Annotated in this window: 12 protein-coding genes; 8 read left to right on the top strand and 4 right to left on the bottom strand. The window is 42.6% G+C overall.

The annotated features are described in order from the left end of the window. Window positions 1–413 precede the first annotated feature (413 nt). Both F896_RS17900 and F896_RS17905 read left to right on the top strand, forming a co-directional pair. On the top strand, window positions 414–1,958 hold the full coding sequence (locus tag F896_RS17900; protein WP_016162328.1) for an esterase-like activity of phytase family protein: 1,545 nt from the start codon (window positions 414–416) through the stop codon (window positions 1,956–1,958). 63 nt (window positions 1,959–2,021) lie between these two features. Continuing rightward, window positions 2,022–2,903, top strand: coding sequence for a hypothetical protein (locus F896_RS17905; RefSeq protein WP_016162327.1), 882 nt, complete (start codon window positions 2,022–2,024; stop codon window positions 2,901–2,903). Window positions 2,904–2,950: 47 nt separating this feature from the next. Here the strand turns inward: F896_RS17905 and F896_RS17910 are convergent, their stop codons facing one another. Further along, on the bottom strand, window positions 2,951–3,838 hold the full coding sequence (locus F896_RS17910) for an SDR family NAD(P)-dependent oxidoreductase (RefSeq protein ID WP_004803857.1): 888 nt from the start codon (window positions 3,836–3,838) through the stop codon (window positions 2,951–2,953). Window positions 3,839–4,087: 249 nt separating this feature from the next. Further along, window positions 4,088–5,365 carry an O-acetylhomoserine aminocarboxypropyltransferase/cysteine synthase family protein gene (locus tag F896_RS17915; RefSeq protein WP_016162326.1) on the bottom strand — a complete coding sequence of 426 codons (1,278 nt, stop codon included), beginning with the start codon at window positions 5,363–5,365 and terminating at the stop codon, window positions 4,088–4,090. A gap of 298 nt (window positions 5,366–5,663) precedes the next feature. Between F896_RS17915 and ettA the strand changes: the two genes are divergently transcribed. Next, window positions 5,664–7,325 carry an energy-dependent translational throttle protein EttA gene (gene ettA / locus F896_RS17920; RefSeq protein WP_016162325.1) on the top strand — a complete coding sequence of 554 codons (1,662 nt, stop codon included), beginning with the start codon at window positions 5,664–5,666 and terminating at the stop codon, window positions 7,323–7,325. A 45-nt stretch (window positions 7,326–7,370) separates the two neighbouring features. Here the strand turns inward: ettA and F896_RS17925 are convergent, their stop codons facing one another. Beyond that, a complete protein-coding gene (locus F896_RS17925; protein WP_004803862.1) occupies window positions 7,371–7,748 on the bottom strand; it encodes a tetratricopeptide repeat protein in 378 nt (125 codons plus the stop codon). A 173-nt stretch (window positions 7,749–7,921) separates the two neighbouring features. Then, complete coding sequence (locus tag F896_RS17930) at window positions 7,922–8,608, bottom strand: YidX family protein (protein WP_016162324.1); 687 nt, start codon at window positions 8,606–8,608, stop codon at window positions 7,922–7,924. 153 nt (window positions 8,609–8,761) lie between these two features. On the opposite strand from F896_RS17930, the gene F896_RS17935 reads away from it, so the two are divergent. The 5 genes from F896_RS17935 to F896_RS17955 all read left to right on the top strand — a co-directional run bounded on the left by F896_RS17935 (window position 8,762) and on the right by F896_RS17955 (window position 16,090). Beyond that, a complete protein-coding gene (locus tag F896_RS17935) occupies window positions 8,762–9,157 on the top strand; it encodes a cation efflux protein, CzcI-like (protein WP_212750003.1) in 396 nt (131 codons plus the stop codon). Window positions 9,158–9,211: 54 nt separating this feature from the next. Continuing rightward, window positions 9,212–10,630, top strand: a complete 1,419-nt coding sequence (locus tag F896_RS17940; protein WP_005156647.1) for a TolC family protein — start codon at window positions 9,212–9,214, stop codon at window positions 10,628–10,630. Then, window positions 10,630–11,862 (top strand): efflux RND transporter periplasmic adaptor subunit, encoded by a 1,233-nt coding sequence (locus F896_RS17945; RefSeq protein ID WP_005156646.1) that lies wholly within the window; start codon window positions 10,630–10,632, stop codon window positions 11,860–11,862. The genes F896_RS17940 and F896_RS17945 overlap by 1 nt, the downstream gene beginning before the upstream one ends. Next, window positions 11,852–15,019, top strand: coding sequence for an efflux RND transporter permease subunit (locus tag F896_RS17950; protein ID WP_016162322.1), 3,168 nt, complete (start codon window positions 11,852–11,854; stop codon window positions 15,017–15,019). The genes F896_RS17945 and F896_RS17950 overlap by 11 nt, the downstream gene beginning before the upstream one ends. 126 nt (window positions 15,020–15,145) lie before the next feature. Beyond that, a complete protein-coding gene (locus F896_RS17955; protein WP_016162321.1) occupies window positions 15,146–16,090 on the top strand; it encodes a cation diffusion facilitator family transporter in 945 nt (314 codons plus the stop codon). The last annotated feature ends 18 nt before the right edge of the window (window positions 16,091–16,108 follow it).

The following is a 16,108-nucleotide window of genomic DNA, read 5'->3' as shown; positions in this document are numbered from 1 at the left end:
GAATAATGCTGGTTTTTAGCTAAATCATTGACAGATAAAGAATGTCAAAATGGTCAATATTGAGAATTTAATGTTTTTAAAAGCAATTAATTGGGTTATATAAGCGGACAATTCTATTTTTTGAATCATCTGATGTTGTGTAAAAGGATTGTAATGCAAGCAGATGGGGAAGCTTGATCCCTTTATTCTCATTCACGTTTTGGTAGGATCCATCTCACTTAAAATAAAGGAGCCAGAAAATTTTCTTGTGGAGAAATTAGCAGGCAGCATTGCTGATAAATGCAACAAAGCTGTGGATAAGTCTTAGTTTATACACACGTCTGATTGGTGCAATTTAATGATTGTTTTTTCATCGGTTTGTCATTTTTACTTTTTAGCATAAAGCCATCTTTTGATAATGATATTGAAAAACAATGAAAAAAACATCGCTTGCGTTAATACTCTTGGCAACAACTTTTATAACTGCCTGCTCAGATGGTGATGATGGTCAAAATGGCTTAAATAGCTTGGTGATGCAAACCCCATTGGCTTTAGGTAACGATGCGTGTTGGAGTGCAGGGACACGTTTTGACAGTGGGCTGGATAAAAATAGAAATAGTCAGTTGGATGCAGATGAAATCCAGCAAAGTTCAGTACAGTGCGGCTCGAACATCTTTGCCCAAGGCAGTGTTCTACCTTATCAAGTGTTGGCCCACTATCAGGCAAACGGTACAACCATCGATAGCCCCTTCTCTATTCGACAAGGTGGTTTCGGTTCAGATGTTGCCGCACATCCAAGCAATAAAAAACAGTTCTATGCGCTGACTGATCGTGGTCCAAATGCGGATTATGATGATGGAGTACATGGTGCAGGCAAGATTTTTCCGCTTCCCGATTATGTACCTAAAATTGGTTTGTTCGAGGTACAGGATGACGGTTCCGTGAAATTGCTGAAAACCATTTTGTTAAAAGATCGGAATGGTAAAAATATTAGTGGTTTGCCGAATACCGCTGCACTTGGCGGTACGGGTGAAACACCGTATGACATCAATGGTCGGGTGATTACCGTTGATCCAAATAAGCCTTACGACCCTGTAACCAATCCAATCAAACTGGATGATTATGGTCTTGATAGTGAAGGGCTGGCTGCTTTAAAAGACGGTACCTTCTGGGTCAGTGACGAATATGGGCCGCATATTGTGCATTATGACGCCAATGGGAAAGAGATCGGGCGAATTAATCCCTTCCCGAATGATGCACGTAATAATTTCACCTTACCGCAAGAGTTTAGCTATCGTCGTGCCAATCGTGGTATGGAAGGTTTAACCATTACTCCTGATCAGAAGACATTGGTCGGTATAATGCAGTCGACGATGGATTTACCGACAAAAGCTGTGAATAAGTCGACACTGACACGTATTGTGACCATTCAACTGGAAACAGGAAAAATTGGACAATATCTCTATCGTCAAGAGATTGAGGCTAATTCAAATTCTGCGATCGTGGCCATCAATGATCATGAGTTCTTGGTGCTTGAGCGTGATGGCGCTTTCTTAAAAGATGAGCCCAATATTATGAAGCATGTCTATCGTATCGATTTACGCAATGCGACCAATTTGGAAAGTGTGGTTGCACAGGGAGATCTTCTACAAGATCCAAAACTCGGTTTGACCATAGCAGGAAAAACACTGGAACAGTATGTCTTGGCTCAAGGGTGGGACAAACTCCAAGCTTTGAATATTCAGCCTGTAAGCAAAACATTGGTACTCGATATGGCGAAACGTGTCAGCTATGCACATGACAAAATGGAAGGCTTGTGGCTGATTGACCAACATCATCTCGGTGTCGTCAATGACGATGACATGGGAGTATGGAAAAACAGCAAGGGTCTGGAAGCAAAATATTTAGATCAGGCACGAACACGTATTGATGCATCGACATTGTATGTGATCGACAAACTGAATCTTTTTAATCCATAAGCTCCAACCACAAGATGCAAGTTTTGGCGGCTTTTTTGATATTATTTTAATGGAGGAATAAAAATGAAAATCAATCCATGTATGTTTGGGTTTCTGATCAGTGTAGTGATTTTGCCGAGTATCAGTCATGCAGCACCGAAAGTGACGACTCGTGAATATAAACTGCTTTTAGACCCGAATAACTTTAGCTATGCAACAGAAGCGGGCAACATCAACAGCTATTTTGCTCAGGCAAAAACGGCAATTGAAAACAAGATTGGTCGTGCCGTGACGGGAAATATGAGCTTAGATGCACAGCGTGAAATCCGTTTTTATGATACGCAGGGCAGTTGTCCCTTAAACAGCATGGGGTATAGTCTGAGAGAGCGGATTGAAACGGGTACGAAAGAAGTCACGCTGAAATACCGCGGCTATGATCATTATATTACCGATTTTGAAGATCTCAGCAGCAGTGTGGCAGGTGCGAAAACCAAATTTGAAGATGATATTACCCGTAAAGATAATTTGGGTTTTTTGGTGGTTGCAAGTAAGTCTACCACTGTGCCGACCACACGCACGATCAATGATTTTGAGGATATTAATACCTTATTTTCAGGTTTTAAAAATAACTACAGTTATAGCAATAGTCAGGCATTGCAAGTGGTGAGTGGCTTAACCATTTATGAACGTAAATATGCCGGCGCAACGATTGATTTGGGTGAGTTTGATGCAGATATGGAGCTCAGCTTATGGTATACGCAAATACCTTATACTGGGCTAAAACCAGCGGTGGCAGAAGTTTCATTTAAATATGCAGATTCCAACGCAAATTACACCAAGAAAGTGGTATCACGCGCAGCCTTAAGTTTCAGTGCCTTAAAAGCGCTGACGCAATTTAATGCACCCAGCTCAACTGCGACTAAAACACAATTCGTCTATGATTATCAGCCCAATTTCTGTCAATAGCACAAAAAAAACCTCCCCATTAGGGAGGTTTTTTTTGTCTGATTTATTTACCAGTGCTCGCCAGGGAACAAACGCGCATAAGCACGTTGGATTAGGTTCAACTTCTCTTGTTCACCGACAGAGGCGGTAGAGCTTGGGAATAAGTTGAAACCAATCGACATTAAAATGTTGTTAATGTCTGGTGCAATTGCATAAGTAATCGATGCAAGTCGACCTAAGTTAGTCGCAATCTTTTTCGGACGCTTCACGATCGCATAAGCAATTAAATCAGCTGCTTCTTCAGGTGAAAGCGTCGGTACATATTTATAAATTTTGGTTGGTGCAATCATTGGTGTGCGGACCAAAGGCATATAAATAGAGGTAATCGCAATTTTGTGTGAGTGAACTTCCGCAGATAAACAACGACTAAATGCATCCAATGCAGCTTTAGACGCAACGTAAGCAGAAAAGCGAGTTGCGTTGGCAAGAACACCAATCGAGCTGATGTTAATAATTTGACCGTCTTTACGCTGCATCATGTGCGGTAAAACATTCAAGACTAAACGTACTGCACCAAAGTAATTTAACTGCATGGTACGTTCGAAGTCATGGAAACGATCAACCGACTCATGTACCGCACGACGGATTGAACGTCCCGCGTTATTTACAAGAATATCAATGTGATCTACTGCGGCTAAGATTTCTTTTGAAACTGCATCAATAGATTCCATATCATTGAGATCACATGGAAATACCGTCGCTTTTCCACCTTCAGCCTCGATCTCAGCTTTGACCTCATCTAACTTCTCTTTAGTACGAGCGAGCAATAAGACATGGGCACCTGCTTGAGCAAGGTATTTTGAAACCGTTAAACCAATACCACTTGATGCTCCTGTGACAATGATTGTTTTACCGTCGACTTTTTGCTGAAAAAGTTTTTTGAGTTTTGCATTCATGTAAGTTACCTACATTAATCACGCTGTTGTTTGCAATGCCTTCTTATTACGATTAAACACTGCACTTTATTTTGGTGTAATATTAACCGATATTTTTTGTTTGTCTAGTGTAAATGTTTGAAAAATAATGTCTTTTTTAGAGTAAATGCTCTAAAACAAGATCTTGTAATAGTTGAAAAAGCAATTATATTTTTTAGCTTTTGCACAAAAAATAAGCCCCTGATGAGGGGCTTATTGATTTCATTAAAATTAAACTTGTGCAAGGGCCTGTTCTAGGTCTGCAATCAGATCATCGACATGCTCAATCCCAATAGATAAACGCACTAAGTCTTCACTGACACCTGCTGATTTGAGCTCTTCTGCATTGAGTTGGCGGTGGGTTGTTGTGGCAGGGTGACACGCCAAACTTTTGGCATCTCCGATATTCACCAGACGGGTAAATAGCTGTAATGCATCAATAAAGCGGGTACCGCCTGCTAGACCATCCTGAACACCAAAGGAAAGGATTGCAGAAGGTTTACCTTTCACATACTTTTGTGCCAAATGATGCTGCGGATGGTCTTTTAGACCTGCATAATTTACCCACTTCACTTTTGTATGTTGTTTTAAATATTCGGCAACTTTGATGGCATTTTCGGTATGACGCTCCATCCGTAGATTTAAGGTTTCGAGCCCTTGTAGGATCAAGAATACGCTTAATGGACTAATTGCTGCACCGGTATTACGTAATGGCACCACGCGCGCACGCGCAATAAAAGCAGCTTCACCCAATACTTCGACATAATTCACGCCATGATAGCTTGGGTCAGGTGTATTTAAAGCTTTAAAGCGTTCAGGATATTTACCCCAAGGAAACTTACCACTATCGACAATCACGCCACCGATGCTATTGCCATGTCCGCCGATATACTTGGTCAAAGAATGTACAATAATGTCGGCGCCAAATTCAAATGGCTTCAATAGGGCAGGTGTTGCTACGGTATTATCAACAATCACAGGGACGCCGTACTCATGGGCGATCTTGGCAATCGCTTCAAGGTCGATGATATTGCCAAGAGGATTCCCAATCGATTCAACAAAGACTAGTTTGGTCTTTTCATCAATAATCTGGCGTAATGCTTCAGGATTTTGATAATCGAAGAAACGGACTTCAATGCCTTGCTTTGGGAGTGTGTGGGCAAATAAATTATAAGTTCCGCCATATAAGGTAGACACTGACGCAATATTGTCGCCTGCTTCGGCAATGGTTTGAATCGCGTAAGTAATTGCTGCCATACCGGATGCCAAAGCCAGTGCTCCAATGCCACCTTCGAGAGCAGCTATACGCTGTTCAAGTACGGCAGTGGTTGGGTTCATAATACGGGTATAGATATTGCCTTGAACTTTGAGATCAAACAAATCTGCCCCATGTTGTGTATTATCAAAGGCATAAGATGTGGTTTGATAAATCGGCACCGCTACTGCTTTGGTGGTTGCTTCTGGTGAATATCCCGCATGAATGGCCAACGTTTCATCTTTATAGGTCATGATTACATCATCTACGTGTGTTAAATATTGATCGAGTCTAGCGCATATTTTATCCAAAATGGTGCATATTTTTTGCGCTTGATAGTGATTTTAGTGATATAGCGTGTCTTTAGCAGTTGCAATTATTTTTGAAAATGACGAAATAATTCAAACCTGTAATGTCTTGCAAAAGAAAATCCTTTGATCCAGACAAACAAATGTCATCTTAACTTCAAGTCAATTGGGTTTTCAGCGTATAATACTCCGATTATTTTATTCGCTATTTTGCGATGTATTCGTTTTTCTTGAGGAGTCCTGCGTGGCCCAATATATTTATACGATGAATCGAGTGTCGAAAATGGTTCCGCCGAAGCGCGAAATCTTGAAAGACATCTCTTTATCATTTTTCCCAGGCGCAAAAATTGGTGTGCTTGGTTTGAACGGTGCTGGTAAGTCAACCTTACTCCGTATTATGGCTGGCGTAGATAAAGATTTCTCAGGTGAAGCTCGTGCACAACCAGGAATCAAGATCGGCTACTTAGAACAAGAACCGCCACTCGATCCAACCAAAGACGTTCGTGGTAACGTTGAAGATGGTGTACGTGAAGCACTTGATGCTTTAGCTCGTCTTGATCAAGTTTTTGCTGAATATGCTGAGCCTGATGCAGATTTTGATGCGCTTGCAAAAGAGCAGGAAAAATTAGAATCAATCATCCATGCTTGGGATGCGCATAACCTGAATAACCAGCTTGAAATTGCTGCTGATGCATTGAACCTTCCAGCTTGGGATGCAGATGTATCATTGCTTTCAGGTGGTGAGCGCCGTCGTGTTGCATTATGTCGTTTATTGCTTTCTAAGCCAGATATGTTGCTTCTTGATGAACCGACGAACCATTTAGATGCTGAATCAGTATCTTGGTTAGAGCGTTTCTTGAAAGACTTCCCAGGCACAATCGTTGCGATTACGCATGACCGTTATTTCTTGGATAACGTCGCTGAGTGGATTCTTGAACTTGACCGTGGCATGGGTATTCCTTATCAAGGTAACTATTCTTCTTGGTTAGAACAAAAGAATGCGCGTTTAGAGCAAGAAAACAAGCAAGAAGAATCTTTTGCCAAGGCATTGAAAAAAGAACTGGAATGGGTTCGTTCAAATGCCAAAGGTCAGCAAAAGAAAAACAAAGCGCGTATGGAGCGTTTTGAAGAACTTAACTCACGTGAGTTCCAACAGCGTAACGAAACTTCTGAAATTTATATTCCACCTGGTCCACGCCTAGGAAATAAAGTTGTAGAAGTTGAAGGGATCAGCAAATCATTTGATGGTCGTCTATTGTATAAAGACTTAACCTTCACAATACCACCAACTGCGATTGTTGGTATTGTCGGTCCGAACGGTGCGGGTAAAACCACGCTATTCCGTATGATGACTGGCGAACAGCAACCAGATACGGGTACTGTGACTTTAGGTGAGTCAGTTAAAGTGGCTTACGTGGGTCAGATCCGTGATACTTTGGATAATAATAAAACTGTTTGGGAAGAAGTTTCTGGCGGTTTGGATATCCTAAGAATCGGCGAATACGAAATTGCATCTCGTGCTTATATTGGTCGCTTTAACTTTAAAGGCCAAGATCAGCAAAAACGTGTAGGTGAATTATCAGGTGGTGAGCGTAACCGTTTACAACTTGCGAAAATCTTACAGTTGGGTGCAAACGTGATCTTACTGGATGAGCCATCAAACGACTTGGATATCGAAACTTTACGTGCACTTGAGGATGCAATTCTTGTATTCCCAGGTACAGTTATGGTGGTATCGCATGACCGTTGGTTCCTTGACCGTATTGCAACGCATATCTTGTCATTTGAAAACGAACAGCCTGAGTTCTACGAAGGTAACTATGCTGAATATGAAGCATACCGTCAGTCGCGTTTAGGTGATACAGCGGTCGCGAAACGTTCTAAATATAAAAAGATTACAGGTTAATTCCTGTCAATAAAAAAACCAGCTTCCGAGCTGGTTTTTTTATGCTTATGAAAAAGCTAATTCACTGAATGCACTATATAAATAGGCTTTCGCTTCAGGATGCCCTAAATGGGCTGCGCGTTCTAACCAATATTGAGCTTTGCCATAATTTTTGTCTAAACCTAACTCGCCATGCAAATAGCTTTCGCCTAGTTTAAAAGCGGCATCTGCATTGCCACGTAAGGCTGCACGAAGGAAATACCAAACCGCATTGCGGTCATTGGCTGAGATAAAAGGGTGGCTGTCTTGCTCGTGTTCATGATGTGCCAATGTTTGAAAAAACTCAGCTTTATGAATTTCTCGTTCAGACTCAGAGATGATGTTCTGTTGAACCAAACCAGAACAATAGGAATGCAACCGCTGTTTGATACTTGCAATATTCATCATGCAACTCCTTGAGCTAAGTTTTTCATTATTATGTTTTTAATATATGTTTTTTCTTTGCAGCTATTGTTCTATTTGTGTATTCCACAGCAGTGAAAAATGCGATAAGAAATAAGCCAATACCTGATTGTTTAGGTCATTGGCTTATCTAACGTGTAGCAATTTATTTGTGTCTATTTATTAAAATCACCTCGTAGATCCGACCACATCAGTAGCGGTGCAACAGTGACCACATCGAAGACCATCGCCAAAGGATAGAGCACCATACGGGTTGCTCGTTTGACTGGATGTTTGGTCGTGATAGTGGTCTCTTGTTGTAAGGTAATTGGATAGGGTTGCGCCAATTTTTGTTGGATTTTTTGCTGATCAAGTGCTTGATACAGCTGCCCTTTAAAAAACACATTGATATAAGGATAAGGCGCAGTTTCTTGATTCTGAATCAAGTCAAAATTTTGTCTAAAACCTAAGGATTTCAATAATTCTTTTTGCTTTGGATTGAGATCGACCATACGGGTGTGATAGCGAATTTGTAATACGCCGCGAAAATGATTCGGGTCATCCATGGTCAGTACCAGTGGGCTAGGATGACTAAAGCTGCGTTGTTCTGCTGGAATGGCATGCAAAAGTTTTAGGAGTTCAGTACTACCATCGGTCATTAAGTAATTGAAATCTTGTCCAATAAATACCAGACCTTGGCTTTTTTCATTTTGAATGGCTTGTCCGAGAGCCACAATCTGATCGGTTTTCAGAGTGGTGGTTTGAACCTGAGTGCTTTCATTGGGTAAGGCAGTGGAAAGTAGGTTGGTTGCACATCCACTTAAGGCCATGGCTAAGACCCAAAGAGAGAAGATTTTATACATAAAATACCCGCAAGAGAGAACATTATTATCATGAATGAGAATCAAAAAACGTTTTAAATCAGTGAGAAATTGACTGAAAATCGTTTTGTAATTTTATTACATTGGCATAGCCTGCTATAGTGCCTTTGTGCAATTTACTGTAAGGGTGTGCTGTTGCAACGCTCAACTGTTTTCGTGACCGTCTTGCTGAGTTTGTTCATGTTCCAAAGTTTCTGGAATGTGGCGGCAGCTTTTTGCGCGCATGAAACGGTCAGTGAATACAGCACATTGAATCATTTAGGGCATCATGTTGCTGAAAAGAAACACAGTTCTGAACAAGGCGCTGTCTTCGAAAAAGTCGCAGCAGATTTACCAATGCCATTAAACTTGCAAGATCATCATGACCATCTTCCATCTTGTTTTCATGTGGTGGTGGCTGAAGTTCAGCAACGTATAAATGAACCAATGTTGCACAGTCAGGATGTAGAACAAAAATATTACTGGTCCAACTCCTACCAGTCTCCACATCTTTCAGGGCTAAATCCGCCGCCTTTATTAACCCCGCTATAGGTGGGGTAGCCGAAAAATAGCCCACCGTAATCTTATTACTTTGCGGGGCTTTATATGTCTTCTAGTTTAAATCAGCGTATTCATGCAGTTGAGCAGCATACGCGAAAAAATCGTACTCAATTGTCATTGAAGTGGTCAGTGTTGGCACTTGCCTTAAGCACTGCCATTTTGAGTCCATCCATTGCCGCAGAATCTTTACTTGATGCAAATCAGCCTGCAACCAAGGCTGCACAACGTAATCTGAATTTTGAGCAAATTTTGCAGGATGTGAAACAATATCAGGCAGGCACAGGGGTGTGGCAAACCCAGCAAGGGATCGCTGAGGCCAATGTGAAACAAGCTGGGTTGTGGTCGAATCCAAGTATTTCTATTCAGCAAACCGACTTTAGGTCAGGTAAAGACAAAGAGCTGGAATTTGGTGTTTCACAAAAATTAGACATTTTTGGTCAACGCCGTGCTGCGGTTAAGCTTGCCGATGTACAAGCATCTCAAGTGGGGCTTAATCAGGAGCTCTACAATGCGCAACTTGAGTTAGCAGTTAAATATCTGTGGTCGCAAGTGGTGGTGCTAGAGCTGGAACATGATGTGGTTCAGGCACAGTTAAAAACCAGTCAGGATACTTTGGATGCAACGCGCTTAAGACTCAAAGCGGGCAGCATTGCGCAGGTTGATTTAGATCGTACCTTGATGGCGCATATTGAAAATCAACGGTTATTTCAACAAACCGAACTCTCTTTAGCCACTGCAAAGCGTCAATTGGCAAATCTGTGGGGTAGTACCGATAACCGTTTCTCTACTCAGGCAAGCAATGTCTGGCCACAACAAAATGATTTGCAAGATTATTTGCAGAACAATTTATTTGAGCGTGCTATTCAACTCGATATTGTACGCCAAAAAGCCAATATCGATTATTTAAAAGTTTCTAATCGACCGAATCCGACGGTCAATTTAGGTATGGTGCAAAGTAAAAGCGCTGATACAAACTCGACCGATAACAAATTCAGAGTGGGCATCGATATCCCTTTGAATATTTTTAATCGTCAGCAGTATTCATTACGAATTGCCAATGCCAAACAAGATTTATTGGTCAAACAGCAACAGTTTTACAAACAGCAAAACTTAAATGCCATTCAGACCTTAACTGCAGAGTTGGCTGGGTTGAAACAACAGTTCGATTTAGTCAATCAACGACAAATTCCATTGTCTGAAACGGTGCAAGAAAAAATGTTGCTCGGTTTCAAAGTCGGTAAATATGCCATTACCGATGTGCAGCAAGCCACCATGCAATTGCAAGATCAACGTTTAAATAAAGTGCAGTTACTCAAGAGTGCATGGCAAAAGCAAATTGATGCAGAGAGTTTAGCACTGGGAATTGAGCCGAGTATGGTGAGTTCAAGTGATGCTTTAAACCAGATTAATCAAACCCTTTGGAAAGATACCAATAACCTTCCCACTGTAGTAGGAGCAGAATAATGTCGACAAATAAATCTAAAAAACAGTGGTTTTGGGTCATTCTGGTTGTTGCCATTGGCTTAGTTCTCAGCGCGTTATTATTTTTCACTGGCAAGAACAAAGCCAGCGGTGATGCAACTGCGGCTGATAGTCATGCTGAAGGTGAGGAAGGACATACAGAAGGTGAAGCTGGGCAGGGTCAGGAAAGTGAGGAAGGTAGCTTAAACCTAAGCCCAAAGCAGATGACTGAATATGGTGTTAAATTGGCTCAAGTCGGTGTAGGTGAAGTCGGACAGCAATTTGCTTACCCAGCAAAATTGGTGACCAATACCGATCAGCAAGCGCATGTTTCAGCCACCTTTGCTGGACGAGTGGAAAGTGTCAATGCCGTACTGGGTCAGCAAGTAAAAAAAGGGCAAGTTTTAGCGACCTTATTTATTCCAGATTTGGTTGATCAGCAAGCCAATTTAAGTATTGCACAAGAAGCTTTAACCCTTGCACAGCAAGACTATCAACGTGAAAAACAACTTTGGGAACAAGGTGTTTCCGCACGTCAGGATTATCAACGTGCCTATAATGCTTATCGTCAGGCACAGATTCAGGTACAAGCCGCGCGTAGCCGTTTATCTGCCTTGGGTGCATCCAGTGGCAGTCAGGGTCGTTATGTGTTGACCGCACCTTTAAGTGGTGTGGTGAGTTTGAAAGATATTGTGGTGGGTGAGCAGATTACCGCAGATAAGCAGTTATTTGTGATCGATCAATTGGATCAACTGTGGATTGAGTTTATTTTACCGAGCGTCAATAACATCAATGTCCAACCGGATCAGCAGATCGAGTTTAAATCGCTACAAACCAATAATAGCTTTAAAGCGAAAATCCAGACCTTAACTACAGCGGCAGATACGCAGACTGGTCGTTTGCAGGTTCGTGCCAAAGTGTTAACCCCAGCCAAAGAATTACGACCTAATTTGATGGTGAATGTGCTGTTAGATGGTACGGATAAGAAGCCTGTGCTACGTGTTGCCAAAGCGGCCATTCAGCAGATCGAAGGCAAAGCCACGGTTTTTGTCGCTAAGCAAGAGAAAGACCAAATGCATTTCACTCCAACACCTGTACAACTGGGTAGCTACTCAAGTGATGGACTGTGGGTGGAAATCCAATCTGGTCTGACTGAAAAGCAACAATATGTCAGTCAAGGCAGTTTCCTTTTGAAATCTGAGATCGAGAAGGGAGAGGCTGAGCATGGACACTAAAGATAAGTTAGAGCTTCCTCCCGCGGAAGGCCTATTTGACCGGATTATTCAATTTTCCATTCGCAACGCGATTTGGGTCATGCTGTTTGTCGTCGCATGGATCGGGGTCGGCATTTATAGCTATCAAAAGCTTTCGATTGATGCCGTGCCTGACATTACCAACGTACAGGTACAAATTAACAGTCAGGCGGGGGGATTTACCGCACCTGAGGTTGAACAGCGAATTACCTATCCGATTGAAAATGCCATGTCGGGTATTCCGAACTTGGAGCAAACCCGTTCGATCTCCCGTTACGGCTTATCCCAAGTCACGGTGATCTTTAAAGATGGTACCGATATCTATTGGGCGCGTCAGCTGATTAACCAGCGTTTACAGGAAGCCAAGAGTGCTTTGCCTGATGATATTGATCCACAAATGTCACCGATTTCAACTGGTCTGGGTGAGATCTATCAATGGGTAATCAAGGCTGAACCGAATGCCAAAAAGGCCGATGGTACACCTTATGAAGCCATGGATCTTCGTGAAATTCAGGACTGGATTGTTCGTCCTCAATTACAGCGTGTGCCGGGTGTTGCAGAAATCAACACCATTGGTGGCTATAACAAGACCTATGTGGTTTCTCCTGATCTGAAACGTTTACAGCAACTGCAAATTCCGTTAACCGATTTGCAGACTGTACTCACTGAAAATAATGAAAACCGCGGTGCGGGTTTTATTGAAGAAAATGGTCAGCAGCTTACGGTGCGTATTCCAGGTATGCTGAAAACCGTACAAGATATTGAGAATGTCACGGTCAGTACCAAGAATGGTTTGCCGATCCGTGTTGCCGATGTTGCAACGGTTTCGATTGGACATGATCTGAGAACAGGTGGTGCCACCTATAACGGTGAAGAAACTGTACTGGGTATCGCGATGATGATGATGGGTGAGAACAGTAAATCCATCGCTCAAGCGTTAGACAGTAAAATGCAGGAAATCAAGCGTTCATTACCTGAAGGGGTGGTGGTCGAAACGGTCTATAACCGTAGTAATTTGGTTGATAAAGCCATTAAAACAGTGGCCAAGAACCTGATCGAAGGTGCAATCTTGGTGATTGTGATCCTGTTTGTATTCTTGGGTAACTTCCGTGCGGCATTGATTACCGCCTGTATTATTCCCTTATCAATGCTGTTTACCCTGACAGGGATGGCGGAGCAGAAAATCAGTGCCAACCTGATGAGTTTAGGGGCATTGGACTTCGGGATTATTGTCGATGGTGCGGTGGTGATTGTCGAAAACTGTATCCGACGGCTGGCAGAGGCACAGCATCATAAAGGTCGACTCCTGACCCGTTCAGAACGTTTTACCGAAGTCTTCTTGGCTGCAAAACAGGCACGACGTCCGCTGATTTTTGGACAAATCATTATTATGGTGGTGTATTTGCCAATCTTTGCACTGGCAGGTGTAGAAGCGAAAATGTTCCACCCAATGGCAATGACTGTGGTCTTGGCCTTGATTGGTGCCATTATTTTATCCGTTACTTTCGTCCCTGCTGCGGTGGCGTTATTTGTTACAGGTGAGGTCAAAGAGAAAGAAAGTCGTTGGATGGCTGCATTAAAAAGCGGTTATGAAGCCTTGCTGGATAAAGCCTATGCTTTCCGCTATGTGGTAGTGGCTGGTGCGGTGACTATTTTGATACTCACAGCTGCGATTGGTTCGCGTGTCGGTAGTGAGTTTGCGCCACAACTGAGTGAAGGTGACTTTGCTTTACAGTTGATGCGTGCACCAAGTACAGGAATTGAAGAATCACTGAAGATTCAAGAAAGTGTTGAGAAGCAATTACTCGCAGAGTTTCCAGAAATCAAAGCGATCTTTGCCCGTACAGGTACGGCCGAAGTGGCAACTGATGTGATGCCTCCCAATATTTCTGATGCAATCATTTTGTTAAAGCCGCGTGATCAATGGCCCGATAAATCGGAAACCATTGACGAGCTTAGAACCAAAATGTTGGCCTATGTTGAGAAAATTCCAGGCAACAACAGTGAGTTTTCTCAACCGATTGAATTACGTTTCAACGAACTGATTTCAGGCGTACGTAGTGATATTGGGGTGAAAATTTTTGGTGATGATATGCAAGTATTGAATCAAGAAGCAGAAAAAGTTGCCCAAACCCTGAGAACCATCACAGGTTCAAGTGAAGTGAAGGTTGAGCAAACGGATGGTTTACCGTTACTCAATGTCGATATTGATCATGCGCTGGCTGCACAATATGGTTTATCCGTGAAATCCATTCAGGACTTGGTTGCTGCAAGTATTGGTGGACAAAGTGTTGGGCAGATTTTACAGGGCGACCGTCGTTTTGATTTTGTAGTGCGTTTGGACGATGTGATGCGTACGCCTCAGCAATTGGCCATGCTGCCGATTCAACTGCCGAATGGTGGCTTGATCAAACTGCAAGACGTGGCAAAAGTGGAGAATATTTTAGGCTTGGCACAAGTCAGCCGTGAAAATGGCAAGCGCCGTGTTGTGGTCACCACCAACGTACGAGACCGTGATTTGGGCTCATTTGTGGGTGAGATGCAGCAGAAATTATCTCAGCAAAAATTACCAAGCGGTTATTGGCTTGGTTATGGCGGTCAGTTTGAAAATCTGGCCTCGGCAAAAGCCAGAATGCAGATTGTGGTGCCATTGGCATTGCTGATGATCTTCGTTCTGTTGATGGCGGTGTTTAGTAACTTTAAAGAAAGCTTGCTGGTATTTAGTGGCGTGCCATTTGCCCTATCGGGCGGTTTGGTGGCGCTGTGGCTGCGCGATATTCCATTGTCGATGTCTGCGGGTGTCGGTTTTATTGCGCTCTCTGGCGTGGCGGTGCTGAATGGTCTGGTGATGTTGAGTTTTATCAAAGAGCTGCGAGAGCAATATGATGTTCACTATGCCACCTGGCATGGTGCCGTATTACGCTTACGTCCTGTCTTGATGACCGCTTTTGTTGCATCGCTTGGCTTTATTCCAATGGCAATTGCCACGGGTACAGGGGCAGAAGTACAGCGCCCACTGGCAACTGTGGTGATTGGTGGGATTATTTCATCTACTTTACTGACCTTGCTGATCTTGCCGGTGGTGTATCGTTGGATGAATGAAGCCAAACAGAACAAACGTCAGGAAAGTGCAATTTAATCTGTTTATGCTATCTTCTTAATGAAGCACTTTATTAAGAAGAATCTGAACCAGCCAAAGCAATTTTCGCTTTGGCTGACTTTAAGACTGCAACAGGTCTTATTCAATTATGATAAGGAGTCCAACATGGGTGGACATCAAGGGCATGACCATAGTCATGCAGCGGTCACTGAAGGTAATATCAAAAAACTCACCATTGCGCTGATACTGACTTCAACCTTCTTAGTGGTTGAAGTGGTTGCGGGTTTAATCACCCAGAGTTTGGCGTTACTGTCCGATGCAGCACATATGTTTACCGATGCGGCTGCATTGGCGATTGCTTTAGTGGCAATTAAAATTGCCAAACGTCCAGCAGATAACAAGCGTACGTTTGGCTATCAGCGCTTTGAAATTCTAGCAGCCTTGTTTAATGCGTCAATGTTGTTCTTTGTGGCAATGTACATTCTGTACGAAGCTTATCAGCGCTTTACGCAACCACCTGAAATTCAAAGTGTCGGTATGCTGATTGTGGCGAGCTTGGGTCTGATTATTAATTTAATTTCTATGAAATTGTTAATGTCCAGTGCTGCTGAAAGCCTGAATATGAAAGGCGCATATTTAGAAGTGCTGAGTGACGCATTGGGTTCAGTCGCTGTTATTGTAGGTGCTGTGGTGATCTATTTCACCAATTGGTATTGGGTCGATACCATTCTTGCGGTTGCGATTGGTTTTTGGGTATTGCCGAGAACATGGATTCTGCTCAAGCAAAGTATCAATATCTTATTGGAAGGTGTTCCAGAAGAAGTTGATATTGAAAAGCTGCGTAATGATTTACTTGCGCTAGAGGGTGTTGAAAGTATCCATCAATTGAAGGTGTGGGCAATTACCTCGAAAAATATTCATCTGACTGTACATTTATTTGCACCGCAGGCCGATCGCAATCAGTTGCATCGTGTTGCAACGGAAATGTTGTCACATGAGCATGGGATTGCTGAGGTGACCTTGCAGATTGAAGATGATGAAGAAATGAATTGTAAGCATACCCATCAACCTGCTGAAACAGAGCAACAAGAGCATTCACATCAGCATTAAGCTGATGTGAATATCTAT

Source organism: Acinetobacter genomosp. 15BJ (assembly GCF_000400715.1).
Lineage (GTDB): Bacteria > Pseudomonadota > Gammaproteobacteria > Pseudomonadales > Moraxellaceae > Acinetobacter.
This window is presented reverse-complemented; position numbering and strand designations above follow the sequence as displayed.

Excerpts from the sequence above, each read along its gene's own strand:
- F896_RS17930 (WP_016162324.1), bottom strand. The coding sequence starts at position 8,608 with ATGTATAAAATCTTCTCTCTTTGGGTCTTAGCCATGGCCTTAAGTGGA.
- F896_RS17925 (WP_004803862.1), bottom strand. The coding sequence starts at position 7,748 with ATGAATATTGCAAGTATCAAACAGCGGTTGCATTCCTATTGTTCTGGT.
- F896_RS17905 (WP_016162327.1), top strand. The coding sequence starts at position 2,022 with ATGAAAATCAATCCATGTATGTTTGGGTTTCTGATCAGTGTAGTGATT.
- F896_RS17945 (WP_005156646.1), top strand. The coding sequence starts at position 10,630 with ATGTCGACAAATAAATCTAAAAAACAGTGGTTTTGGGTCATTCTGGTT.
- F896_RS17955 (WP_016162321.1), top strand. The coding sequence starts at position 15,146 with ATGGGTGGACATCAAGGGCATGACCATAGTCATGCAGCGGTCACTGAA.
- F896_RS17915 (WP_016162326.1), bottom strand. The coding sequence starts at position 5,365 with ATGACCTATAAAGATGAAACGTTGGCCATTCATGCGGGATATTCACCA.
- F896_RS17900 (WP_016162328.1), top strand. The coding sequence starts at position 414 with ATGAAAAAAACATCGCTTGCGTTAATACTCTTGGCAACAACTTTTATA.
- F896_RS17940 (WP_005156647.1), top strand. The coding sequence starts at position 9,212 with ATGTCTTCTAGTTTAAATCAGCGTATTCATGCAGTTGAGCAGCATACG.
- F896_RS17950 (WP_016162322.1), top strand. The coding sequence starts at position 11,852 with ATGGACACTAAAGATAAGTTAGAGCTTCCTCCCGCGGAAGGCCTATTT.
- F896_RS17910 (WP_004803857.1), bottom strand. The coding sequence starts at position 3,838 with ATGAATGCAAAACTCAAAAAACTTTTTCAGCAAAAAGTCGACGGTAAA.